24 protein-coding genes are annotated in these 23,870 nt (G+C 41.1%); 4 read left to right on the forward strand and 20 right to left on the reverse strand.

Annotated features, from left to right (window positions below):
* Nucleotides 1-68: 68 nt before the first annotated feature.
* Both WDJ61_RS17110 and WDJ61_RS17115 read right to left on the reverse strand, forming a co-directional pair.
* Nucleotides 69-1,526, reverse strand: a complete 1,458-nt coding sequence (locus tag WDJ61_RS17110) for an N-acetylmuramoyl-L-alanine amidase (RefSeq protein WP_338751931.1) — start codon at nucleotides 1,524-1,526, stop codon at nucleotides 69-71.
* Nucleotides 1,527-1,883: 357 nt separating this feature from the next.
* Nucleotides 1,884-3,347, reverse strand: a complete 1,464-nt coding sequence (locus WDJ61_RS17115; RefSeq protein ID WP_338751933.1) for an N-acetylmuramoyl-L-alanine amidase — start codon at nucleotides 3,345-3,347, stop codon at nucleotides 1,884-1,886.
* A gap of 283 nt (nucleotides 3,348-3,630) precedes the next feature.
* On the opposite strand from WDJ61_RS17115, the gene WDJ61_RS17120 reads away from it, so the two are divergent.
* Together WDJ61_RS17120 and WDJ61_RS17125 are read left to right on the forward strand one after the other, a co-directional pair.
* Nucleotides 3,631-5,256, forward strand: coding sequence for a hypothetical protein (locus tag WDJ61_RS17120; RefSeq protein WP_338751935.1), 1,626 nt, complete (start codon nucleotides 3,631-3,633; stop codon nucleotides 5,254-5,256).
* Nucleotides 5,249-8,041: a DEAD/DEAH box helicase gene (locus tag WDJ61_RS17125; RefSeq protein ID WP_338751937.1), complete on the forward strand. Its 2,793-nt coding sequence runs from the start codon at nucleotides 5,249-5,251 to the stop codon at nucleotides 8,039-8,041. Before WDJ61_RS17120 ends, WDJ61_RS17125 begins: the two co-directional genes overlap by 8 nt.
* Before the next feature lie 115 nt (nucleotides 8,042-8,156).
* Here the strand turns inward: WDJ61_RS17125 and WDJ61_RS17130 are convergent, their stop codons facing one another.
* Both WDJ61_RS17130 and WDJ61_RS17135 read right to left on the reverse strand, forming a co-directional pair.
* Nucleotides 8,157-8,315 carry a hypothetical protein gene (locus WDJ61_RS17130; RefSeq protein WP_338751939.1) on the reverse strand — a complete coding sequence of 53 codons (159 nt, stop codon included), beginning with the start codon at nucleotides 8,313-8,315 and terminating at the stop codon, nucleotides 8,157-8,159.
* Between the two features lie 14 nt (nucleotides 8,316-8,329).
* On the reverse strand, nucleotides 8,330-8,698 hold the full coding sequence (locus tag WDJ61_RS17135) for a single-stranded DNA-binding protein (protein ID WP_338754828.1): 369 nt from the start codon (nucleotides 8,696-8,698) through the stop codon (nucleotides 8,330-8,332).
* 252 nt (nucleotides 8,699-8,950) lie between these two features.
* On the opposite strand from WDJ61_RS17135, the gene WDJ61_RS17140 reads away from it, so the two are divergent.
* Nucleotides 8,951-9,388 (forward strand): YwpF family protein, encoded by a 438-nt coding sequence (locus WDJ61_RS17140; protein ID WP_338751940.1) that lies wholly within the window; start codon nucleotides 8,951-8,953, stop codon nucleotides 9,386-9,388.
* A 616-nt stretch (nucleotides 9,389-10,004) separates the two neighbouring features.
* Here the strand turns inward: WDJ61_RS17140 and WDJ61_RS17145 are convergent.
* The 9 genes from WDJ61_RS17145 to WDJ61_RS17185 all read right to left on the reverse strand — a co-directional run bounded on the left by WDJ61_RS17145 (nucleotide 10,005) and on the right by WDJ61_RS17185 (nucleotide 16,288).
* Nucleotides 10,005-10,400: a hypothetical protein gene (locus WDJ61_RS17145; RefSeq protein WP_338751942.1), complete on the reverse strand. Its 396-nt coding sequence runs from the start codon at nucleotides 10,398-10,400 to the stop codon at nucleotides 10,005-10,007.
* A 133-nt stretch (nucleotides 10,401-10,533) separates the two neighbouring features.
* A complete protein-coding gene (locus tag WDJ61_RS17150) occupies nucleotides 10,534-10,872 on the reverse strand; it encodes a hypothetical protein (RefSeq protein WP_338751944.1) in 339 nt (112 codons plus the stop codon).
* A gap of 101 nt (nucleotides 10,873-10,973) precedes the next feature.
* Complete coding sequence (fabZ, locus tag WDJ61_RS17155) at nucleotides 10,974-11,396, reverse strand: 3-hydroxyacyl-ACP dehydratase FabZ (RefSeq protein WP_094833645.1); 423 nt, start codon at nucleotides 11,394-11,396, stop codon at nucleotides 10,974-10,976.
* A 13-nt stretch (nucleotides 11,397-11,409) separates the two neighbouring features.
* Nucleotides 11,410-11,616, reverse strand: coding sequence for a DNA-directed RNA polymerase subunit beta (locus WDJ61_RS17160; RefSeq protein ID WP_338751950.1), 207 nt, complete (start codon nucleotides 11,614-11,616; stop codon nucleotides 11,410-11,412).
* A 15-nt stretch (nucleotides 11,617-11,631) separates the two neighbouring features.
* Entirely contained in the window at nucleotides 11,632-12,444 is an 813-nt protein-coding gene (locus WDJ61_RS17165) for a flagellar hook-basal body protein (protein ID WP_338751952.1), read from the reverse strand.
* A gap of 17 nt (nucleotides 12,445-12,461) precedes the next feature.
* A complete protein-coding gene (locus tag WDJ61_RS17170; protein ID WP_338751954.1) occupies nucleotides 12,462-13,298 on the reverse strand; it encodes a flagellar hook-basal body protein in 837 nt (278 codons plus the stop codon).
* A gap of 142 nt (nucleotides 13,299-13,440) precedes the next feature.
* Nucleotides 13,441-14,442, reverse strand: a complete 1,002-nt coding sequence (locus WDJ61_RS17175; protein ID WP_338751956.1) for a rod shape-determining protein — start codon at nucleotides 14,440-14,442, stop codon at nucleotides 13,441-13,443.
* A 274-nt stretch (nucleotides 14,443-14,716) separates the two neighbouring features.
* Entirely contained in the window at nucleotides 14,717-14,977 is a 261-nt protein-coding gene (spoIIID, locus tag WDJ61_RS17180; protein ID WP_141212772.1) for a sporulation transcriptional regulator SpoIIID, read from the reverse strand.
* Between the two features lie 504 nt (nucleotides 14,978-15,481).
* Complete coding sequence (locus tag WDJ61_RS17185; protein WP_338751964.1) at nucleotides 15,482-16,288, reverse strand: M23 family metallopeptidase; 807 nt, start codon at nucleotides 16,286-16,288, stop codon at nucleotides 15,482-15,484.
* Between the two features lie 161 nt (nucleotides 16,289-16,449).
* Between WDJ61_RS17185 and WDJ61_RS17190 the strand changes: the two genes are divergently transcribed.
* Complete coding sequence (locus WDJ61_RS17190) at nucleotides 16,450-16,884, forward strand: VanZ family protein (RefSeq protein ID WP_338751967.1); 435 nt, start codon at nucleotides 16,450-16,452, stop codon at nucleotides 16,882-16,884.
* Between the two features lie 31 nt (nucleotides 16,885-16,915).
* On the opposite strand, the gene spoIID is transcribed toward WDJ61_RS17190, so the two are convergent.
* The 7 genes from spoIID to WDJ61_RS17225 all read right to left on the reverse strand — a co-directional run bounded on the left by spoIID (nucleotide 16,916) and on the right by WDJ61_RS17225 (nucleotide 23,842).
* The gene (spoIID, locus tag WDJ61_RS17195) at nucleotides 16,916-17,938 is read right to left on the reverse strand and encodes a stage II sporulation protein D (protein ID WP_338751969.1); all 1,023 of its coding nucleotides are present in this window, start codon (nucleotides 17,936-17,938) and stop codon (nucleotides 16,916-16,918) included.
* Between the two features lie 200 nt (nucleotides 17,939-18,138).
* Entirely contained in the window at nucleotides 18,139-19,440 is a 1,302-nt protein-coding gene (murA, locus tag WDJ61_RS17200; protein WP_338751971.1) for a UDP-N-acetylglucosamine 1-carboxyvinyltransferase, read from the reverse strand.
* 29 nt (nucleotides 19,441-19,469) lie between these two features.
* Nucleotides 19,470-20,192 (reverse strand): YwmB family TATA-box binding protein, encoded by a 723-nt coding sequence (locus WDJ61_RS17205; RefSeq protein ID WP_338751972.1) that lies wholly within the window; start codon nucleotides 20,190-20,192, stop codon nucleotides 19,470-19,472.
* A 204-nt stretch (nucleotides 20,193-20,396) separates the two neighbouring features.
* Entirely contained in the window at nucleotides 20,397-20,633 is a 237-nt protein-coding gene (locus tag WDJ61_RS17210; RefSeq protein WP_338751973.1) for a DUF1146 family protein, read from the reverse strand.
* Nucleotides 20,634-20,880: 247 nt separating this feature from the next.
* The gene (locus WDJ61_RS17215; protein ID WP_338751974.1) at nucleotides 20,881-21,288 is read right to left on the reverse strand and encodes a F0F1 ATP synthase subunit epsilon; all 408 of its coding nucleotides are present in this window, start codon (nucleotides 21,286-21,288) and stop codon (nucleotides 20,881-20,883) included.
* Between the two features lie 22 nt (nucleotides 21,289-21,310).
* Nucleotides 21,311-22,729, reverse strand: a complete 1,419-nt coding sequence (gene atpD, locus WDJ61_RS17220) for a F0F1 ATP synthase subunit beta (protein ID WP_338751976.1) — start codon at nucleotides 22,727-22,729, stop codon at nucleotides 21,311-21,313.
* A 255-nt stretch (nucleotides 22,730-22,984) separates the two neighbouring features.
* A complete protein-coding gene (locus WDJ61_RS17225; protein ID WP_338751978.1) occupies nucleotides 22,985-23,842 on the reverse strand; it encodes a F0F1 ATP synthase subunit gamma in 858 nt (285 codons plus the stop codon).
* Nucleotides 23,843-23,870: the final 28 nt, after the last annotated feature.

The raw sequence follows: 23,870 nt of genomic DNA on the forward strand, positions 1-23,870 counted from the left end.
GGAAGACTATTGAAGTCTCCCTTTTATTTTAACGTGAATGCGACCATTATTATATTTTATTTTTTTTACTATTTTGCTACAGAATATAACGAGTCGACTTTATAGCCTTTTGCTTTATAGTAATCTAAAACGCCATAATAAATCGCTTTAGCTGCTGCGTTTTGCCAGTAGTCTGACTTTAGCTTCGCATTATCATTCTTGTTGTCAATGAAACCTAGCTCCACTAAAGCAGCTGGCATTGAGTTCTCACGAAGCACATGTAAACTCTTTGATTTGACTCCACGATCTTTTAAATTCCAAGCAGCGACGAGACGATTTTGAATCTTCGTTGCTAGCAATTTACTATCTGCTGTATGCGGATTGCTTTTAGCAGCATAGTAATATGTTTCTGATCCACTAGCAGATCCATTGGCTGCATTCGCATGGATGCTGACAAATGTGTTACCTTTCACAGATTCTGCATAGCTTACACGTCCACTAAGGGATACATACTTATCTGTGGAACGAGTCATCTTCACTTGGAAAGGTGTCTTTTTGAACAGCTCATTTACTTTTAAACCAGTTGCTAATACAACATCTTTTTCGTTAATACCGTAACCAACTGCACCAGGGTCCTTTCCGCCATGACCAGGATCAATCACAATCACTTGGTCTTTGATTCGCGGATCGACATTACTTGTTGGTGGTTGTGGCTTCGTTGGAGGTGGTGTAGGATTCGTCGCTCCTCCTGATCCCCCTTTACCATCTAAGTAATTTCCATGTACAAAACCTTTAATAGAGCCAGCTTGTATGTAATACCATGCTCCTACCGAATACGCTCCTTTTACAGCCGTTCCTTTATTTAATGAACCAACTTTTTCGTAAGCATTATTCGGTCCCGTTCTTACATTTAAATCATTTACGTTCACCGTAAGATTTTGATCGAACTTGACTGTATTTGCTTTCAAACGGAAATCAGGATTAATCGCTCTCGCTAAAAACACGGAAAAATCGGCACGAATCATTGGTTCATCATAACCAAAAGACCCGTCTGCTAGTCCTTGGGCAATCCCTCGAGACATAAGAGCTTGAGCTGCTCCACTAGTTGAATTATTAAATGGATACTCAAACGCCTTACAAATCATGAGCGCCATTTCACCGCGTGTTACTACTTTGTTCGGTAAAAAACTACCATCCCCATATCCGGAAACAATTCCTTTGTCCGCAGCTGATTGAATATAACCAGAAGCGAATGACCCTGAACCAACATCTTTAAAGCTTGTTGGTCGCTGTGTACCATCTAATTGAAGGGCACGCCCAATCATCGTGACTGCTTCTGCGCGTGTAACTGATTTGTTAGGGCTAAATTGATAACTCGATGACCCCTGTGCAATGCCCCCCTTAGATAAATAATAAATCTCTTTTGCTGCTCGGTGTGAATCTGGCACATCTGAAAAAGTACTAGCAGCAAATGCTTTGCTTTTTAAGCCCAATATAGGCATGACTAAAAGACATGACAAAAAGATTAAAAAAACCCTTTTCTTCACAATTGTACCTCCCTTTTATTTGCCTTCATTCTAACATATCTATTTTAAAATCAAATCCCCTTCTATGAGGCTATTAATATAGGTTACATGGAATAATGTGATGAAATCAGTAGTTTATGGTTTCCGTTACTAAGAAAATTTAATATTCGTAACCTGATTGAAATGTTTAGAAATAACTGAAATTTCGTGCTTACTCTTGCTTTTACGCGATTCACATTTTTTATTTAAATAATTTGTTTTTATCGTTTGATCATTCGGTCTAATGCTTCATCTAGGGAACAAAAGAAAGGGAGACTATGAAAGTCCCCCTTTTATTTTTAATGTGAATACCACTATTATAATATGTTATTTTATTTACTATTTTGCTACAGAATATAACGAGTCGACTTTATAGCCTTTTGCTTTATAGTAATCTAAAACGCCATAATAAATCGCTTTAGCTGCTGCGTTTTGCCAGTAATCTGATTTTAGCTTCGCATTATCATTCTTGTTGTCAATGAAACCTAGCTCCACTAAAGCAGCTGGCATTGAGTTCTCACGAAGCACATGGAAATCCCCTGGTTTGGTTTTACGATCTGTTAAATTCCATGCAGCAACGAGACGATTTTGAATCTTCGTTGCTAGCAATTTACTATCCGCTGTATGCGGATTGCTTTTAGCAGTAGCAGCATAGTAATATGTTTCTGATCCACTAGCTTTTCCATTGGCTGCGTTCGCATGGATGCTGACAAATGTGTTTCCTTTCACAGATTCTGCATAGCTTACACGTCCACTAAGGGATACATACTTATCTGTCGAACGCGTCATCTTTACTTGGAAAGGTGTCTTTTTGAACAGCTCATTTACTTTTAAACCAGTTGCTAGTACAACATCTTTTTCTTTAATACCGTAACCAACTGCACCAGGGTCCTTTCCACCATGACCAGGATCAATCACAATCACTTGGTCTTTAATTCGCGGATCGACATTACTTGTTGGTGGTTGTGGCTTCGTTGGAGGTGGTGTAGGATTCGTCGCTCCTCCTGATCCCCCTTTACCATCTAAGTAATTTCCATGTACAAAACCTTGAATAGAGCCAGCTTGTATGTAATACCATGCTCCTACCGAATACGCTCCTTTTACAGCCGTTCCTTTATTTAATGAACCAACTTTTTCGTAAGCATTATTCGGTCCCGTTCTTACATTTAAATCATTTACGTTCACCGTAAGATTTTGATCGAACTTGACTGTATTTGCTTTCAAACGGAAATCAGGATTAATCGCTCTCGCTAAAAATACGGAAAAATCGGCACGAATCATTGGTTCACTATAACCAAAAGACCCGTCTTCTAGTCCTTCGGCAATCCCTCGAGACATAAGAGCTTGAGCTGCTCCACTACTTGAATTATTAAATGGATAATCGAACGCCCTACAAATCATAATCGCCATTTCACCGCGTGTCACTGTTTTGTTCGGTAAAAAACGACCATCACTATATCCAGAAACAATTCCTTTATCTACAGCTGATTGAATATAACCGGAAGCGAACGAACTGGAGCCAACATCTTTAAAATTTGTTGGTCGCTGTGTGCCATCCAATTGAAGGGCACGCCCAATCATCGTGACTGCTTCTGCGCGTGTAACTGATTTGTTAGGGCTAAATTGATAACTCGATGTCCCCTGTACAATGCCCCCCTCAGCTAAGTAGTAAATCTCTTTTGCTGCTCGATGTGAACTTGGCACATCTGAAAAAGTGCTAGCAGCAAATGCGGTACTTTTCATTCCCAACGTAGGAATGACTAAAAGAAACGACAGAAATACCATAAAAATACTTTTATTCATATTATTCCCTCCTTTCTTATTTGCCTTCATTCTAACACATCCATTTTAAAATCAAATCCCCTTCTATTAAGCTATTAATAGTTTTACAGGCAAGGATGCGATGAAATCAACAATGATTGGATTTCATTACCAAAAAAATTTAATATTTGTAACGCAGATGAAACTATTTAGAAATAACTGAAATTTCTCGTTCATTCTCGCTTTTACGCGATTCACATTTTTTATTTAAGTGATTTGTTTTATAATGGAGGGATACGAATAAACATGAACGGAGGCCCTATCTATGTATGAAAACGGTGAAATACTGAAAGAACGATTGGATGCTTTCGGTTCAGAATTAAAGCTGGAGCTCAGCTCGGCCTTGCCTAAAGATCGGGAAATCGTGAACGAAGGCTTTGAGCTGCTTGAAAATAATCATGCCCAAGTAAATATGGCGACAGAAAGGCTTATATCTGGCTCAGTTTTAACGGATGAAGGGCTGTATAAGGTAGGACTTGATCTGGAATTTCCGTCATTCAGCACTTGTTCTTGTACGGAAGAGTCTTGGTGCCCCCATCAAATCGCCATCTTCTTTCAAGCATATGAAGAGATAGATGTGGCTGATGAATGGTTGAAGGATTGGCGCTCTTCAAAAGCCGATTTAACCGCTATTCCTGGCGTGATGAAGGCGAGCAACCTTTTAAACAATCGGGTAACAGCAGAAGACGGGCCGGAAGCTTGGATGACTAAGGTGCATCGAACTGTGCGAGAAAAGCTGGCAGTTGATGTGATTAAAGGCAATCCTTATGCGCTAGAATCTGAAGGAAGACAAGTGCTTGAGACGCTATTGAAGCACAAGCCTTCCAAGCGAGAATGGCAACCGCTCTATGAATTATATGTAAACTTTGGTCTGTTAACGTATATGATGAAGCTATTGAATGATTCGAATATAGCACCAGAATTATGGCAACGATCCGGGGCCTCCTTTTTATATTACTTAGTGGAAGAAGCCGCAGACGCTGCTGCAAGCATAAGTGTCCATGCCCTCCCTTTTGAGTTTGATGATTATATTCATTATTTACAGCAAGAAACAGCCGACATCATTTCACCTCAATGGCATCTATTTGCGGAACAGCGAATCGACCTTTATCGCCATTTATGGAATGAGCTTTTCAAACGAGAAGCGTGGCGAAAAGAGGAACGATTACGACTGGAGCAATTGAGCAGACAACCGAAAGATGTAGTCCTTTCGATCGCTTATTTGCACCAGTTACTGTTGTCGAATCAGCTTGAATTATTTGCAAAGGAAGCCAACAAGCTTGAAGAAGATGTGCTTGAATACTATATGTTTTGGTTACATGATGTATTTTCTTTAAAACAATACGAAAAAGCGCGAATGCTGTTAACGTTGCTTGAGCAAAAGCTTGAGCATTATTTACAGCAGCTAGGGGATAGCTTTCATTGTCGGCGGTTTGTGAATTGGCTGCTCACTTATTGTGATCAAGAGTGGCTCATGATGAAAGAGCCTCTGCTATATAGAAGCTTACTTGAGCGAATGCTTCCGTATAGTTATTCCGATTTAAGTATGTATTTACTAAATATGGATCGAATCCAAGAATGGGTCGAGCTGCAATCGTGGATCGGTTATGATTTAGTCGAGCTAGACCGCATAGGCTTAAAAGAAGCTCAAAAATTCGCCCCACAGGAAGTGCTTCCACTGTATCATCATGGAATTGATTTATTAGTGAGTCAACGCAACCGTGATAGCTATAAAAAAGCCGTCCGCTATTTAAAACGACTGCGAACATTATACAAAAAGCTAAAACGAACGGATCGCTGGGAACAATATGTAACGGCACTATTAGAAGAAACGAAGCGTTTGCGAGCGTTTCAAGAAGAGTGCAGAAAGGGTAAGCTGATCGATGTTTAGAACGAGAACAATGATGATCCATATGACCTTGACAGAAAGTAAGCAGTTTTTTCTCTATGCAGAAAATGACACCGGTATAAATATCCCGCCTGAGCAATGGGTCAAGCAGCTATTTTTGCGGCATGATGAAAGCTTCTACGGCTCGCGTCTGCCTCACGTTTCCTATGAAGGTAAAATCGGCGTATTGCTTTCAGCTTGGCAGTGGGTCACTTTATTTCAAAGCGAGCAATTTAATCGCTTTATTCATTGGGAGTGGAATGAACTTGGTCACTTTAGCTTAGCCGCTGCCCCTGTCCTATATGAAACCGTAGTCGACGGCGAGTTTTTGCCTGAATTCCAAGAAGAGGAGATTCAATGGAAAGTACCCGATGCAGTATGGGATGAATTCTCTTCTTCGTTTTGGGACGAGCATGTATTAGATGTGAGCAATCGCGAGCTAGTGACGACGCTGTTTCAACATTGTGCGGAAGAGGCGTTCCAAAGTGCGACGAATCGCCAGCGGCTCCATCAGCTTGCAGCTACTGCGTTAACGCCCGATGAACTGAATCGCTATTTTGATAAAGCTCGCTTTCGTGAATGGATCGGTAAAGAAGAAAGCGAAACCCCTTTTCATATCGGTCTTCGACTAACTGAGCCCGCAGAGGATGGGGAGGATTGGACGCTGGAAACGGTGCTTATCCATAAAAAGCAAGCGGAGAAAATCTACCCCCTCACCGGGCGAGTGCCTAAAAGCTGGACACCTTTTTTAACAGAAGTAGAGGCTGAGAAAGCTCGCTGGCTACGAGTATTCCCTTGGCTTGAAGAACATGGGGAGCTACGAATGCTTCTAGCGGAGGAATTGGCTTTTTTATTCCTGACAGAAACGAGTGAGAAATTGATGCAGCTTGGCGTTCATATATTGCTGCCAGCTTGGTGGGAATCGATTCGCAAAGCCTCGCTTTCATTATCTGCGAAGGTGTCGTCACAAAGTGTAAGCCATCGCCCTTCCTTTGTTGGCTTACAAGCCATTCTTGATTTCAACTGGCGTTTATCGATGAATGGTGCGGAGTTGTCTGAGGATGAATTTGAAAAGCTCACCGAAGAGAACCGTCGACTTGTGAAAGTGAATGGGGAATGGATTCAGCTTGATCCTGAGATGGTGCGAAAAATTCAAGGGCTGATGCGCAAAGCGAAGAAGGAAGGCTTGCGCTTACAAGATTTGCTGGAGCAAGAGTTAGTACCTGAAGAAGAAACTCAAATGGACGATGCCATTGATCCGCGCCTCTTCGCACAAATTCAAATCGATTTAAATCGTTCGTTCAAAAAGATGATCGCACAGCTAAAAGATGTGTCAACCATCCCACTTGAACCCGCTCCAGCTAAGCTGCAAGCCGAGCTTAGGCCGTATCAACAGTTTGGGATGAGCTGGATGCTGTTTCTCCGCTCCTGTGGATTCGGCGCTTGCTTAGCGGATGATATGGGGCTTGGAAAAACGATTCAGTTGATTTCTTATTTGCTTCATGTAAAGGATCGAGAACAAGCGGATGCACCCGCTTTAATCATTTGTCCAACATCAGTACTCGGCAACTGGCAAAAGGAGTTAGAACGATTTGCTCCTGATTTGCGTGTGATGCTTCATTATGGAAGCAATCGCGAGCAAGAAGAAGCCTTCCAAGCAACGGCTCGTGACGCTGATGTCGTGTTAACTTCCTATGGTCTATCTCATCTTGATTTCGATACACTCTCATTGATGGAATGGAGCACCGTCGCCTTAGACGAAGCACAAAATATTAAAAATGCCCATACAAAACAGTCCAGAGCGATTCGTAAGCTGAAAGGGAAGCATCATATCGCCTTAACGGGAACGCCAATGGAAAACCGCTTATCGGAACTTTGGGCAATCTTTGATTTTACCAATCACGGCTACTTGAACAGCTTGCAGCAATTTCAGAAAAATTATATTGTGCCGATTGAGAAAGATAGCAACAAAGAGAAAGTCAACCTGCTGCAATCGAAAATCCGCCCATTTTTACTTCGTCGGACGAAAACGGACCCAGAAGTAGAACTGAATTTGCCGGATAAGTTAGAGCAGAAGGAGTATTGTCCGTTAACGGTGGAACAAGCGGTGCTGTATGAGCAGCTCGTCAATGAGACGATGGGGGAGATTAGCAAGCTATCAGCCTTTGAGCGGCGTGGGCTGATCTTGCAAATGTTAAATAAAATTAAGCAGCTGTGTAACCATCCAGCGCTATATTTAAAAGAAGAATTACCGAATCACATCGTTGAACGTTCTGAGAAAATGAATAAGCTAATGGAGCTTATTGAAAACATTATCGAACGAAAAGAAGCGTGTTTAATCTTCACTCAATATATTGGGATGGGAGAAATGATTCAGCAGGAAATTGAAAGGCGCTTTCACGTAAAGGTTCCGTTTTTAAACGGAAGTACTTCTAAGGATCAACGCGATCAGCTAGTGAGGAAATTTCAGGAGGGCGAGTTCCCTGTCTTCTTGCTTTCGTTAAAAGCAGGAGGCACTGGACTGAATTTAACAGCGGCTAATCATGTCATTCATTATGATCGTTGGTGGAACCCTGCCGTGGAAAACCAAGCAACGGACCGCGCCTATCGAATTGGTCAAAATCGCTTTGTTCATGTCCATAAAATGATTACAACAGGGACGCTAGAAGAAAAAATTGATGGCATGCTTGAAAAGAAGCAGGCGTTAAACGATGAAATCATCAGTAGTGATCAATGGATAACCGAATTATCCGATCAAGATTTACAAGCGCTGTTAACATTAACATGATAGATAGCCGGTTCTTGAGGAGAAGAACCGGCTATTATATTTGAGGCGGCAATGGAGGTTCTGTTTTGTTGCGCAGAGCTTTTCAGCTTCATATGAGGAGGTACATGATCGTTTATTAGCATGGAATAGATTGATTTTGTGGATGTTCTTGGAGGTGTGATTGTTCTAATTTAGCTACTCTTTCTTCTAATTCGCGGATTTTTACTAGAGCTTTTCCGAGGCAATACGTCATTTCTTCCAGTCTTCTCTCATATATCCTTTCAGATTGCGGCATCTTTTTTTCTCCCTTTATGGTATGGTCAAAATCGGTAACATGTCAGACTCTATGGAATCATTGCGTTTCTTGTCTAAGAAACGGATCGTATTGACGATCACTTCTGTTGCATATACCCGCTTCCCATCTTTATCGTCATAATTGCGAGTTTGAATGGTCCCAAGCACGCCAACGAGCGAACCTTTCTGACAATACTTAGCCGTATTCTCAGCAGATTTGTTCCAAACGGTGCAGTAAATAAAATCTGTCTGTGATAAGCCATCTTGATTTCGATATGGACGATTGACAGCCACCGTCATATTTAGCAACGCTCTACCGTCTGCCGTAAAGCGTATCTCGGGATTCTTTGTCAATCGACCAACAAGTGTCACCTGATTAATAATCATTGTTCCCTCCCTTCTCCTAAGATGGCTTCATCATACTTTAATATTTCATATGAAGTAAACTTGAGATATTATCCATTCGTTGTCTCATTTGTTACGCCTGATTGTCCTTTTGAGTAATAAACGTAGTATTCCTCCATACTAAACGTAGGAAATCATTGAGTTTTCATTTTTTAGAAAACTTCTCGTTTGTTTGGTTATTTTTAGATACATGATATAATTTTGTTAAAACAGAAAGGAGCTCGACCTTTCATGAAAACCTTTAAGGTAGCTGGATTTTTTCTGAATGAACCAAATCAATTACGCGAGATCAAGCTAATCGATGGCTTAATTATTAACAAAGAAGATGACAAGCAAGCATGGTTGATTGAATTATTTGTGAGTAAGGACTATGAAGAAGTATTCTCCCACTATCAAAAACAAGAAGATGAAATGAACGTCCAAGTATTAATTTCCCACCCCAACAACGACCCAGCGACCTTTACAGCTGAGATGCGAGATATGAAAACACTCGAAAGCGGAATTAACATTCTCCTTGAAGGAAGATTACAACAAATGCGAACCGAATATGCGAAACGAACATTAGAAAAACTAGTCAAAGAAGGAATAGAAGGCGATGCTTTAATTGAAACCTTCAACCAATCTATGCAACGACGACGCAACGCCCCTGCCATAAAAGAAAATAAGTAAAGTGAAACTTCAATCAGTGGGGGTTTTCTTCATCCCCCACTGATAAAAGAAGAACAAAGGCTAAAGTCGCAACATCCTGTTGCAACGCCTTTGTAACCCGCATCGTGCAGGCCCGAACGGATCGGGCGTTTACTTTAAAAAGCGGAGGGCGTTCGTTCAGAGGCGACAAGCACAAGGCGAATCACTGAAGAGGCGTTCTTTGCCTCATCAGCGATTTGACTTGTGACCTCGAGCTTCTAACGCCCGCAGCTGGATTCGGGCTGTTGATCCCCTACCTACATGCCTACGCTTCTTCTGCCATGTGAGGATGGGGGTCTTACAGCCCGTTAATGCGGGATAAAAAAAACAAAATGCCTGGCTACTTGAGCCAGGCATTTCATATGTTGTGCGAAAGAAGTGATTCGCACAGTTCAAAGAGCCCCTCCCAATGATGGAGCAGCTCTTTAATGTATGTGGGGTGAGACCAGTTCGTCTTTTCCCGTTTCAATAGTTTGTTGAAGCTTTTGGATAATATATTCAATGTCCTGCTTACTATATGATCGATTGGGCAGTTCTTGATCGTATACATGATAGTAAAGAAGAGCGGCGATAGTTAATTCTTTTTCGTCAGCTGGACTTAATTGTTCTTTTTTTTTAACTGATCGGTTAAAAAGTCGATATAGAATTTGGCTTCCGCTTTATAGGAATAATCGTAATCTGTTCCGAGTTCTTTTTGCAATTGATCGAGCGTGTCGATTTGTTCGGTTGTTGGAGCTTCTGAAAATATCTTTTCGACCACTTCATTAATCTTAGCTGCTAATTCCTCATGAAACTCAGGGCTAGATTTGATGTCGTCACTCACTTTGCTGTACCATGAAGAACTGGTGCTAATATATTTTTGCCACTCATTCATAAAGTCCTTAAAATTATAGGCATTTTCATCCCATAATATTTGAGCCATATATTGCTCAAATGCCGTGGTAATTGAACGTGTGATACTTATTTTAATTCCTTGTGATAAGTCGCTTAACATTTACAATAAGTACCTCCTAGAATGTCCTAGCTGAACTTCGATAAATTGATAATATCTTCTACTTTATCACACTGCCAAAGAGTTGACAAAGTTTTTTTCGCAAAACAAAAACAGGGTATGGTAGCCCTGTTTCTTATTCATCTTTATTATCAGCATCTTTCATATCGTTTTGATCTTCTATCGGATCTTCTACTGGTGTATTGTTATCTTTCGTCATATCCCCGTCACCTGGTACATTCTTATCTTCTGATTCTGGATAATGCTCATTGTTCATTTCCTCGTTGACATCTTCTTTCACGTTATTATTGTCATTCACATCATTATTGTCATTCACGTCATTATTATCCTTGACGTTGTCTTCATCATTCACCTGGTTATCGTTGTTTGGCGGCTCATTGTCAGTGGCACATCCAACTAGCATCATGGCGATTAAAGCCGCTCCTCCCAGCAATTGCAACAGTTTCTTGTACATAGTAAAAGCTCCCTTCTTCATTTTTCAATATCTGTAAGTAGCTTTTCCACCTTTTCGAAAAATATTCACAAAAAAACAAGTAGCAATAAGCTACTTGTTTCTTATTTCAATGCAAATGTAATTTCTGCTTCACAAGCTAATTCGCCATTAACTGTCGCAACCGCTTTTCCTTTGCCGATCACTCCGCGGAAACGAAGCATTTCCACTTCTAATCGAAGCTGATCGCCTGGACGGACTTGACGTTTAAAGCGGCACTGATCAATACCAGCTAAAAAGCCGAGCTTTCCACGATTCTCTTCTTTAATTAACATCGCAATAGCCCCTACTTGAGCTAATGCTTCCACGATTAATACGCCAGGCATCACCGGGTAATCAGGAAAGTGACCGTTAAAAAATTCTTCATTTGCTGTTACATTTTTAATACCGACCGCTCGTTTTCCTTCTTCTACTTCAAGAACTTGATCAACGAGTAAAAACGGATAGCGATGCGGAATGATTTCTTTAATTTGCTGAATGTCTAACATACTGTTTCCCACCTTAAAAAAAGCTCTGATATAAAACTTCCACTAAATGGATCCACGTTTGGGGATCAAATACTTCGATTGGATTTCCTTTACCAATCACACTGTAGCCAATTAATGCTCCAATGGTCGCGGTTATCCACAAAAAAAACATAGTCACGATAAAACGTCCAAAAGGCGTTAACTGTGTTTTTGTTTGCGTTGTTTTCTTTTGTTCAGACAATACATCCAATCCTCTCTAGCGTAAGCCGTTGATAAGTCCCATCATTTGGTCAGCTAGCGAAATAGAGCGAGATTGGAACTGGTAAGCGCGTTGGACGTTTGTTAAATCAACCATTTCCTTCCCCATATCAACATTTGATTTTTCTAATGTGCTTTGCTGCAAGGCAATAGCCCCGCGGTCAGCATTCGTTAAATTTTGCAAAATTTGTTCTTCCGGAACAGCTGGATTATCTGGAAGCGCCAATAAATTCGACCCTTTTTGTTCTAGGAACTGAGGCTTGTTGATCGTCACAACCCCTAAGTTAAAGGTTTGACCACCTGCGCGAAGGCGGCCACCCGCTTCTAACGTGATCGGTCCATTGTTCGGATTAAAGGTGATCGTCTGATTATTTTCATCTAATACCGGTCGTCCTTCACTCGTCACTAGCATCACTTCATTTGCATTGACAGGTGTAAGCGAAAAAGAACCATCACGTGTATAATGCACTTTGCCCTGCCCATTTTCTTGTACAAGCACTTTAAAAAATTGCTTTTCTTTAGAAAATGCAAAGTCAAGTGAACGTCCCGTCTGTTGTAAGTTCCCTTGTGTTCCGACCATTTGAGACTGAGCAAGCTTAGCCCCTGTTCCGACACGAATACCATTTGGCGTTAATCGGCCGATGTCATTTTGATGCATGTTATTGACATTTTGATTGATTAATTCAGTGAAAGTAGCTTCACGTCTCTTATAGCCATTTGTATCGACATTGCTAATATTATGGCTAATAATATCTAGTTTTTTCTGTAATTCACTTAACGTATTAACAGATGTAATGATTGTCTGATTCATACAGGTTCCTCCCGAGGTTAGTTCACTCGGCCTATTTCATTGGCGGCCTTTTCCATACTGCGGTCGTAAGCAGTTAACACCTTCTGATTCGCTTCAAACGAACGGTAGGCGGTCATCATATCCGTCATCGTGCGAGCAGCATCTGTGTTCGATCCCTCTAAAAATCCTTGCTGTAAGCGGAATTGAATATTATTTTGTGTATAAGCATTAGGAAGTTCACCATTCTCTAAACGAAACAATCCATCCCCCTGTTTAATTAAAAGGTTAGGATTTTCAGCGTATCCAAGCCCGATTTGACCAACAGGCTGTCCATCTTGCATAATCTGTCCATCTTCTGTAATAGCGATTTCATCAGAAGTAAGCTGGATACGGTTTCCTTGAGGATCGAGAACATATAAGCCGCTTGCTGTTGTTAAATACCCATCTGCATCTTGTGTAAAGTTTCCATTACGGGTGTAGCGCGCTTGCCCATCTGCCCCTTGAACCGTATAAAAAACCATTCCTGCCTGACCCGTCTCTTCATTGACCGGCATATTCACATCCAGTATAGCAACATCCGTCTTCAATCCTGTTTCCCGTAAGTCTCCCTGCATAAACAACGGCTGGGTCTCTTGCATATACACACCCGTTCCAAGCGCTCCAATAGGTTGCATATTCTTGAAGTTTGACCGCTTTTTTGTCGGTACCGTTGATTGGTCTATTCGCTGTAATAGCATTTCAGGGAATGCCCGCATAGACGATTGATCGGCCTTGTAACCCGGTGTATTCGCATTAGACATATTATTCGTTAACATTTCCGTGCGACGCTGTTGAGCAAGCATTCCAGAAGCAGCTGTATAAAAACCACGAAACATTTTTCCACCTCAATTATCTTTACATGATTCCTCTATTATATCATCATTCAGGCGAAACAATAAAATAATCTACGAGGAAGTCAGTTAATTTTTCACACAAAAAAACGAGATGGTTCATCCATCTCGTTCCTAGCTGTTAAGTTTAGATTAATTTCTTCTTAGAGATTTTGTCCATGTTTTCAAGCATAATGCCCGTACCAATCGCCACACAGTCCATCGGATTATCCGCTACTAATACAGGTACCTTTAACTCTTCCGCAAGAAGGACGTCAAGACCATGAAGAAGAGCTCCTCCACCAGTTAAAATGACCCCACGGTCGATAATATCGGCTGATAGTTCTGGCGGTGTTTGTTCTAGTACATCTTTGGCAGCTTGTACAATGACGGCAATCGACTCTCTTAATGCCAATTCAATTTCTTTCGAATAAACAGTTAACACACGCGGAAGTCCAGAAACCATGTCACGGCCGCGAATTTCCATTTCCTCATTGCGGCTGCCTTGATATACAGTAGCAATATTCTTTTTAATCTCTTCCGCTGTTCTTTCCCCGATTAACAACTTATACTCTTTCTTAATATAGTTGAGAATTTCCATATCAAAATTGTCACCAGCCATTTTAATAGAGGCAGACGTTACGATCGATCCCATTGATAATACAGCGACGTCTGTCGTTCCGCCACCGATATCTACTACCATGTTTCCGCTCGGTTGGAAAATGTCCATGCCCGCGCCAACCGCTGCTATTTTTGGTTCTTCTTCTAAATAAACTGTTTTACCACCGCTTTTTTCGGCTGCTTCACGAATCGCTTTTTGCTCCACGCTCGTAATATTTGTTGGACAGCAAATTAAGATGCGCGGCTTTGACATAAGCCCCTTCACATTTAATTTATTCATAAAGTGCTTAAGCATCGCTTCTGTAATATCAAAATCAGCAATCACGCCATCCTTCAATGGACGAATCGCAACAATATTTCCTGGCGTTCTTCCAACCATTCGATGTGCTTCTTCCCCTACGGCAAGTACTCTATTTGTCGTTTTATCAATGGCTACGACTGACGGCTCATTTAATACGATTCCTTGCCCCTTCATATGAATCAAAACATTTGCTGTTCCCAAATCAATGCCAATATCTTTTGCAATCATTCAGATAGTCCCCTTTTCCTCAAAACTTTTTAATTTATTTTGCTGTTATGAATATGTCAATTATCACACGATACAAGTTTTAGTTTCCCAATTTTTTATTTTAGCACATTTTGACCAAAATTGAGGGCAATTTGTAAATTTTTTATGTCATGAAAACGACTTATCCAGCGTGGAGACCTAGTCAATTAGACTTGTTCAACATTTCACAACAGCATACATCAAAAAATCCGCCAGTAGTGGCAGATTTATTTTCCTGCAAATATACGAAGTTCTCTCATTGAACCGCTTCTTCTTTGGCATACTTCCTCTTCGTTGCTTCTCCGCCGCGAAGGTGCCGAATCGACTTGTGATATTCGAGAATAGATTTCACACGCTGAGCCAATTCTGGATGAACCTCTGGCAATCGCTCGGTTAAGTCTTTATGAACTGTACTTTTTGACACACCAAATTCTTTGGCAATCACTCGCACTGTTTTTTTCGTCTCCACGATATACTCTCCGATCTTGATTGTTCTCTCCTTGATGTAATCGTGCACACCGCTCGCCTCCCTCATTGGATGTGAGACATGTGAAATGAGACTCGCTTTCTCTTGAATGTAATCATATTGATCCGTATGTGGCACCTCACACGGAACTTTGTTCGGCAACTAGTCTGCTCTGATTGCTAATAGGTATTTTTTCGTCTAACGATCCCTCACCTCAAACAATCCCTTTTTCTTTGTACAGGTATTATTAACACTATATGATATGTTTTCCAAAATATGCTCAGGAAAGTGGTTTAGATTTTGGAGAGATGTAGGGTGTAATAGGGGAGAGGACTGATTAGGGGGGTAAGGGGGGCTGATTTTTGGCGGGTAGCGACTAATTTCCCCTTTTTGCCGACTGATTTGAGCGATTTACCGACTAATTTCTCCTCTTTACCGACTGATCTTGCTCGTGAACAGCGGACAGGAGGCATCAGAACCCACGATTTTGTTGGAAATCCGACTTGCATGATCATTTCCAACAATCATTGTCATAAGCATACGAAAAGCAGCCCATTATGAGCTGCTTTTATCTTTTAATTGTTCATTTCCGCTATCTGGGTTTTCTGTTCCTTTTGTTTCATCCGTCGCTTCTGTATCGTTCATTTCCGACGTTGTTTTTTGATCTTTCGTTTCTGCTTCTTCGATGGCTGATAGTGGTTTACCGAAGAAATTTTGCGGGTTTAAAGCCATTTGGTCTTTTCGCACTTCAAAATGAACGTGGATGCCTGCTTGTTCGTTGAATAGGCTTTTTCCTGCTTTGGCGATAACGTCGCCTTGGGAAACAGTGTCACCTTCTGCTACTTTCATGTCTTTCACAGATTGATAAGTTGTGACAATTCCATCCGCATGCTCAATTTCAATGACATTACCAAGCAAGGAATCTTCCATTACTTTTGTGACTTTACCGCTTAAAGCTGCGACAACTTCAAATGTTTGATCTTTTTTCATGCCAAACGCGATGCCTGTATTCGGCTGATACGTATTATTGTAGATCACCAGAGAAGCTTCTTGTTCTTTTTCAGATGCATTCTCTTCGTAAAAGCCCGTCTTGATAACTGCTTTGTCAGCATTCTTCACTGGCTTAATCATTTCTTCTACAGTAGAATTCACTTCTTCCGCCGGCTGATCAAATTCTCCTTCGTTAAAAATATTTTCTTGCGTCTCAAACCCTTGCTCCTTGTCTACTCCAGCCATTTGGTACCAGATAATCCCTGAAATTAATAGTGCGGCACTCATTAAGTAGACAGCTGGAAATACCCAACGCTTCTTGAAAAATTGCTGAATTTTTTGGGGGATTGGCTTCTTTTCTCCCTTTCTCATGTTCATCACCTCAACAACCAGTGTGAACAGATTCCTACAAAACTATACATCGTCATTTGGAAATTTTTTATTTTTCCTCAAAACGTAAAAAAAATGCCACAAAACTTAAAAAAGTTCAAAATAAAACATGATAAAATTGTTTATAAAAGGTGGTGATACGTATGAAAATGATAGCAAGAGGCTTGTCCACAATAGCCCCTTTCGTTTATATAATCGCTGTTTGGATCATGTCTAGTTTGCCTCATGATGCCATCCTCTCGCTCCCACAAAACCAACTAGACCGTTTGTTTAAAGAATCTCTTCATTTAATTGAATTTGCCGTGTTATATGGATTGATGGTCAATGCTTTGTTAGCCAACAGTCGGTTTACGAGCGCGACGAATTTAGCGGCTGCTCTCATCGCTTGCTTCTACGGGCTCATTGATGAAATTCACCAAGCGTTTATTCTGTATCGCTCCGCCTCCGTCATTGACGCCATTAAAGATGTGACAGGGGTACTTATTTGCTACTTACTCGTTAACTATAAATATTTTCAACAACCCTCTAGCCGAATTCATCGATGGATGCACAAATTCAGCCATTGGGTAAGCTCTTAACACTCCTTGTTGTCTGCTAGGCAATAAGGAGTTATTTTTTTACAGTCATTATTTCGTTTACATATTGATCGACTTTATCTATCTTTATTTTTTGATAGTAATGATGAATAATTTGTTGGTGATTTTTCCCTTCCTTCGCCATGCCATTTGCTCCATACTGACTCATACCCACGCCATGGCCATAACCTTTCGTTGAAATAATCACCTCATCATCTTTCACTATCCAGCTAAAATCAGAGGAAGGCAATTGAAGTTTTTCCCGTACTTCTCTGCCGGAAAGCTCCTTGTTACCAATTTTCACTTTCGCAATCCGCTGTCCTGACGTTCGTTCCATAATCGTTCCTGCTTCCTGACCTTCGTTAATAGAGACACCAAGCTTACGTTCAAATTCACTAAGGGGTAATTGTAATTGCGTGCGATATTTGGGCGAGTGTTCATCCCACGGACTCTTCACACTTTTTAAATAAGGAAGCGGTTGACCCCAATAGTCCTCAGAATTTTCCGTGTACCCGTTGCTTGTTGAGAAAAAAGAAGCGGTAATGGGCGCTCCATCGTGAGTGATAATTTCTCCCTTTGTTTCTTTCACAGCTTCATTAATCTTTTTCCATTTCCACGAAAAGTCGTTGCCCCATATCTTTTTCAGCTCATCTTTCGTTTTAAACACTTGATGATTGACCGTGTCGGTTACATGGGCTTGGCCTTTGCTCACTGTTTTTCCATTCGTCATATGCTTAATAATAAATGTTCTTGCCGTTAACGCTTGTGCCTTGAGAGCCTCTTTTTCAAACTCTGCAGGCATCTCAGCAGCAACCACGCCTGCAACATATTGTTCTAGTGGGAAGTTCTCTATTTGTTGGCTTTTTGAACGAAATACGGCCACTTCTACCGCAGGTTCTTCAGCAGGGGCATTCGGTGTCGTCTTGTTCGTCTCTTTCATCGCAACCTCCTCTTCTTCTTTAGGAGAAAAGGTGAGGACAAGCAAGGAAGGAATGACGATGGCTGTAAAGAATAGAGCAGCAATAATAAACCATAAAGAGTGGCGCTGTTTTTCCATTAATCCGAGGCCTCCATCCATAAATTGAGCAAACGGCTCAATAGTATAAATATGGTTAGTAATGAAGGATTATCCCGAAAAAATATTCCTTTTTTATGAATAAAAACGAGGTGTTCCGTATAATAATATCAATAGTATTAAAACTTATACCAAAATAAAAAAGCCTAACTCCTTATAAGGAATTAGACTCTTCATCATCATTAAGCGTTAATATCCGTCACGACTTTTTCAGCCACTGTTTCTTCTTCGCTCACACGTGTAATATCTGCACCAAGTGCCGCCAATTTGCCATGGAAGTTTACATATCCACGATCTAAATGCTTCAACTCAGTTACACGAGTATAGCCATCTCCAATTAATCCAGCTACGATTAAAGCCGCGGCCGCACGAAGATCCGTTGCAGCTACTTCTGCTCCTTGAATTGTCGCAGGTCCATTGATCACAACGGAACGACCTTCGATTTTAATATTAGCATTCATGCGACGGAATTCCTCTACATGCATAAAACGGTTTTCAAATACTGTTTCTGTAATCATGCTTGTGCCTTCCGCTTTCAATGCTAATGCCATCATTTGCGACTGCATATCTGTCGGGAAGCCTGGATGAGGCATCGTCTTAATATCGACTGCTTTTAGTTTTTCAGGTCCAATAATACGAAGTCCTTCTGCTTCTTCAATCACTTGCACTCCCATTTCTTTCATCTTAGCAATTAAAGAAGACATATGTTCAGGAACAGCATTTTGAATAAGTACGTTTCCGCCTGTAATCGCTGCAGCTGTCATAAATGTGCCTGCTTCAATGCGGTCAGGAATAATCGCGTGGTCTGCCCCATGAAGTTCTTCCACACCTTCAATACGAATCGTTCCTGTACCAGCACCGATCACTTTTGCACCCATTTTATTTAACAAGTTCGCTAAATCAACAATTTCCGGTTCCTTTGCACAGTTCTCAAGCACTGTTGTACCTTCCGCTAATGCAGCAGCCATCAAAATATTTTCGGTTGCTCCTACACTTGGGAAATCTAAATAAATTTTAGCACCTTTTAATCGCTTGCTCACTTCTGCTTCAATGAAACCATTTTCCACACGAACGACAGCACCCATTGCTTCAAATCCTTTTAAATGCTGATCAATTGGACGTGAACCAATCGCACAGCCTCCAGGAAGCGCTACACGAGCTTTACCCGTACGCGCTAACAATGAACCCATGACTAGTACAGACGCTCTCATTTTGCGTACATATTCAAAAGGCGCCTCAACGAATAATTCATCAGATGCATCAACAACTACTGTATTGTTTTCAAATGATACATGACAATTTAAATGGCGTAAAACTTCATTTATTGTATATACATCAGAGAGAGTCGGTACATCCCGAATCACACTCTTTCCTTTACTAGCTAATAAGGTAGCGGCGATTACTGGTAGAACTGAATTTTTTGCACCTTCTACTTTCACAGTTCCACTTAACTTTTGTCCGCCGCGGACGATAATTTTATCCAAGGTATTCCCCTCCGCGTCCAATTTATATATTAATATTCAGTCGTGATGATCGGTGTGCCTATAACAAAGTTTGTCTTAGCGCCCGATCTGTTTTTTCTTAACCCAATTTGCACATTCATTTGATGTGATGGCAACGGAAGGCCTTGATTGAAATGCTCTGAGTACGCTGATAAAGAATAAAAATTCTCTTCAGAAACAACTTCCAATTTCTTTGCTTTCCAGCCGTTAATTAATCCAGAAAACTGCTTCGACAAAACTCCTTTAAGTGTACCATCAAAACTTCCTTTAATACAAGTAAAAACTCGAGTAGATTCTTGGAAAAATTGTGAATAATTTTTCGCAAATTCCCTTTTCATAAATGTTCTTATTTGATCCTCATCTGTAGAAATAACTGTATAGAGAAGAAAATAATGACCCTCCTGTTGGCCTGTAGATACGATCTGAAACTGTTGACGTAGCTTTCCTGTTGAATGACTAGCAGAGAAAACTTCTTTGTCATCTTTCTCATCCGCTGTAAATGTCCACTCAGATAAGTATTCTTGAAGTTTCAAAGCTACCTTCTTCATTTCTTGCTTGTTTAAACGTTCACGCGTATGTACGGTCCACTCTTCAATGTGTCCATTCTCCTTTTGCACATCTTCTGTCAGCCGCAATAAGTGATTAGAATCAGACTCCGCAATAGTGCTATTCCCGTAAACAGTGATGATGAAACCAATTAGTACAAGGCATTTAATCGCTCTACTCATTTTCATTCTACTCATCTCCTTACCTGCTAGTATGACCTAGTAGATAAGAAACATACGAGAATTAAAGCGACAAATGATCAGAGAAATCGACTTCACCTTGTTCAATGATTCACTTAGATGGAAACAGAAAATCTCTCTAAAAAAATCATATACAAAATCAAAAAAAATTCAACGTGAAAGAAGTACTATCTATATACATTTCGAAAAAAATTATTGAAATAACAGTGGCAATTGGCGGGACCATAAGAAGTAATCAAGGAAGAAATTGCTAACCGCAGATCCGATCGCAATCGATAACAAAATAAATAACAATCTTGCTTGAAACACGTGATTTGCCTTGATTATTTGTTCATATCGGACAGCTTGTAGCGCCCAAAAAGACAAACCAATAAATACAATATGAGACAAAATACTGATCAATGCCTCTTGTCCAAAATCAGAAATCATTCCATACACCTCCAGTTTTTATGAAAAAAGTAGGGTGCTTATTTTATCCCGCATTAACGGGCTGTAAGATCCCCCATCTCAACATGGTAGAAGAAGCACAGACATGTAGGTGGGAGATCAACAGCCCGTAAACGCCCGATCCGTTCAACTAACAATCAGTGGGGGATGAAGAAAACCCCCACTGATTGAAGTTTCACTTTATTGATGATACATCAAAAACCTTCCTTATTCGGAAGGTTTTTGATTATTACATTCTGCCTTCATAGACTTCAATTCGGTTAATTGCCCGTTTTAATGCTAATTCAGCACGCTTAAAATCTACATTTTCTTTCTTTTCGCTAAGTCGACGTTCAGCGCGCATTTTCGCTTCTTTCGCCCGCGCAACATCAATATTTTCCGCTTGTTCAGCAGCTTGTGCTAAAATCGTCACTTGGTCTGGACGAACTTCTAAAAAGCCGCCGCTAATTGCTACCAAATCTGGTTTGCCAGCGCCTTTATTTAAACGGACAGCGCCAATTTGTAAAGGAGCGACCATCGGAATATGGCCTGGTAAAATGCCTAGCTCACCGCTTTGAGCTTTAGCACTAACCATTTCCACTTCCGATTCGTACGCTGGGCCGTCAGGAGTGACGATACTGACTTTAACTGTCTTCATTGCTTAACCCCCTGGTCCCTTATTATGCCTCTACACCCATCTCTTTAGCTTTAGCTACAACTTCTTCAATGCCGCCAACTAGACGGAAAGCATCTTCTGGAAGATTATCGTATTTGCCTTCAAGAATTTCTTTAAATCCGCGAACTGTATCCTTAACTGGTACATAAGAACCTGCTTGGCCAGTAAATTGCTCAGCTACGTGGAAATTTTGTGATAAGAAGAACTGGATACGACGCGCACGTTGTACGACAAGCTTGTCATCTTCTGAAAGCTCATCCATACCAAGGATCGCGATGATATCTTGAAGTTCTTTATAGCGTTGTAATGTTTGCTGTACTTGACGTGCAATACTATAATGCTCTTCGCCTACGATTTCTGGTGAAAGGGCACGTGAAGAGGAAGCCAATGGATCCACCGCAGGATAAATACCCATCTCAGAAAGTTTACGCTCAAGGTTTGTAGTTGCATCTAAGTGAGCAAATGTTGTTGCTGGAGCCGGATCTGTATAGTCATCGGCTGGTACATAGATCGCTTGGATCGATGTAACAGAACCAACGTTTGTAGACGTGATACGCTCTTGTAATTGACCCATCTCTGTTGCAAGTGTTGGTTGGTAACCAACGGCAGAAGGCATACGGCCTAATAGGGCAGAAACCTCAGAACCTGCTTGCGTGAAACGGAAGATGTTATCGATAAAGAATAATACGTCTTGCCCTTGCTCATCACGGAAGTATTCCGCCATTGTTAATCCTGTTAAAGCTACACGCATACGTGCGCCTGGTGGCTCGTTCATTTGTCCGAATACCATGGCTGTTTTCTTGATAACTCCAGAATCACTCATCTCGTGGAAAAGGTCATTTCCTTCACGAGTACGCTCACCAACACCGGCGAATACAGAGATACCGCCGTGCTCTTGTGCGATGTTGTTGATTAATTCTTGAATTAATACCGTTTTACCTACACCGGCACCACCGAATAGACCGATTTTACCACCTTTAATGTATGGAGCAAGTAAGTCTACTACTTTGATCCCTGTTTCAAGGATTTCAACTTCTGTAGAAAGCTGATCAAATGTAGGCGCTTGACGGTGAATAGCATCACGACGTGCATCAGCAGGAAGATCAGTGTTCAAGTCGATTGTTTCACCTAGTACGTTAAATACACGTCCAAGAGTAATATCTCCAACTGGTACAGAGATTGCGTGACCCATGTCTAATACTTCTGTGTTACGTTGTAATCCATCAGTAGAAGCCATTGCGATCGTACGTACTGTATCATCACCTAAATGAACCGCTACTTCCAAGGTTAACTCGGAAGCTTCTTTACCCGCTTGTGCAGGGATTTGCACTTTTAACGCGTTATAGATGTCAGGAAGTTGACCGCTTTCGAACTTAACGTCAACAACTGGACCCATAACTTGAAGAACGCGTCCTTTGTTCATTTCTTTCCCTCCTAACTAGCTTTTCACTACTTGAGTGCTTTGAAAGGGACTGTAACTTCGATGCTACAGCCGCTTCCTTTTTTCTTATTGTCTATTATGCCTGCCGTGTCTGAACAGTCAGCTTCGCTTTTCTCATTGTCCAGCTGCGCCTCCTAGACACTCGAGTCAAATAACCTGTCGCTTACAAGACTGTCGCCTTTTCAGCGCCAGAACATTTGCTTGGCGTGCCTGAACAGTCGGCTCCGCTTTTCTATGCTACTCTAAAGCTGCCGCTCCGCCGACGATCTCTGTGATTTCTTGAGTGATCGCTGCTTGGCGTGCACGGTTGTATTGAAGCGTTAAAGAATCGATTAATTCTTTCGCGTTATCTGTTGCTGATTTCATCGCTGACATACGAGCCGCATGTTCACTTGCTTTACCGTCAAGTAAAGCACCGTAAATCAAGCTTTCCGCGTATTGAGGAAGTAAGACTTCCAAAATTTCTTCAGCAGATGGTTCAAATTCATAAGATGTTAATTTGCTAGAAGTTGCAATATCCGTCAATGGCAATACTTTTTTCTCTGTTGCGTCTTGTTGGATCGCACTAACAAAGTGACTGTAGTACATATACAGTTCGTCATATGTACCATCAGCAAACATGCCGACTGTTTTGTTCACAATCGCTTTAATATCAGAGAAAGAAGGCTGATCAGGAAGTCCTGCAATATCTAGTACAACATTCATTCCGCGATTTTTGAAGAAATCACGGCCCATACGACCAACGGCGATGATAACATACTCATCTTTGGACTTATGGCGCTCTTGAATCAAGTTATTGACAAGACGAAGAATGCTGCTGTTGTATGCTCCCGCCAAACCGCGGTCAGAGGTAATTACCAAATACCCGGTTTTCTTAACGGGGCGGGAGATGAGCATCGGATGTGTTACATCTTTGCTTCCAAGAGCAATGGATGAGACCACTTCCTGAATTTTCTCCATGTAAGGAACAAATTTCTTTGCATTTGTTTCTGCACGGTTTAATTTAGAAGCGGAAACCATTTCCATCGCTTTTGTGATTTGGCTCGTCTTTTTAGTAGAAGTAATCCGAGTCTTTATATCGCGTAACGATGCCACTGGTTCTCACCACCCTTTTTAATGTTAG

Origin of the sequence: Bacillus sp. FJAT-52991 (assembly GCF_037201805.1) — a bacterium.
Taxonomy (GTDB): domain Bacteria; phylum Bacillota; class Bacilli; order Bacillales; family Domibacillaceae; genus Bacillus_CE; species Bacillus_CE kandeliae.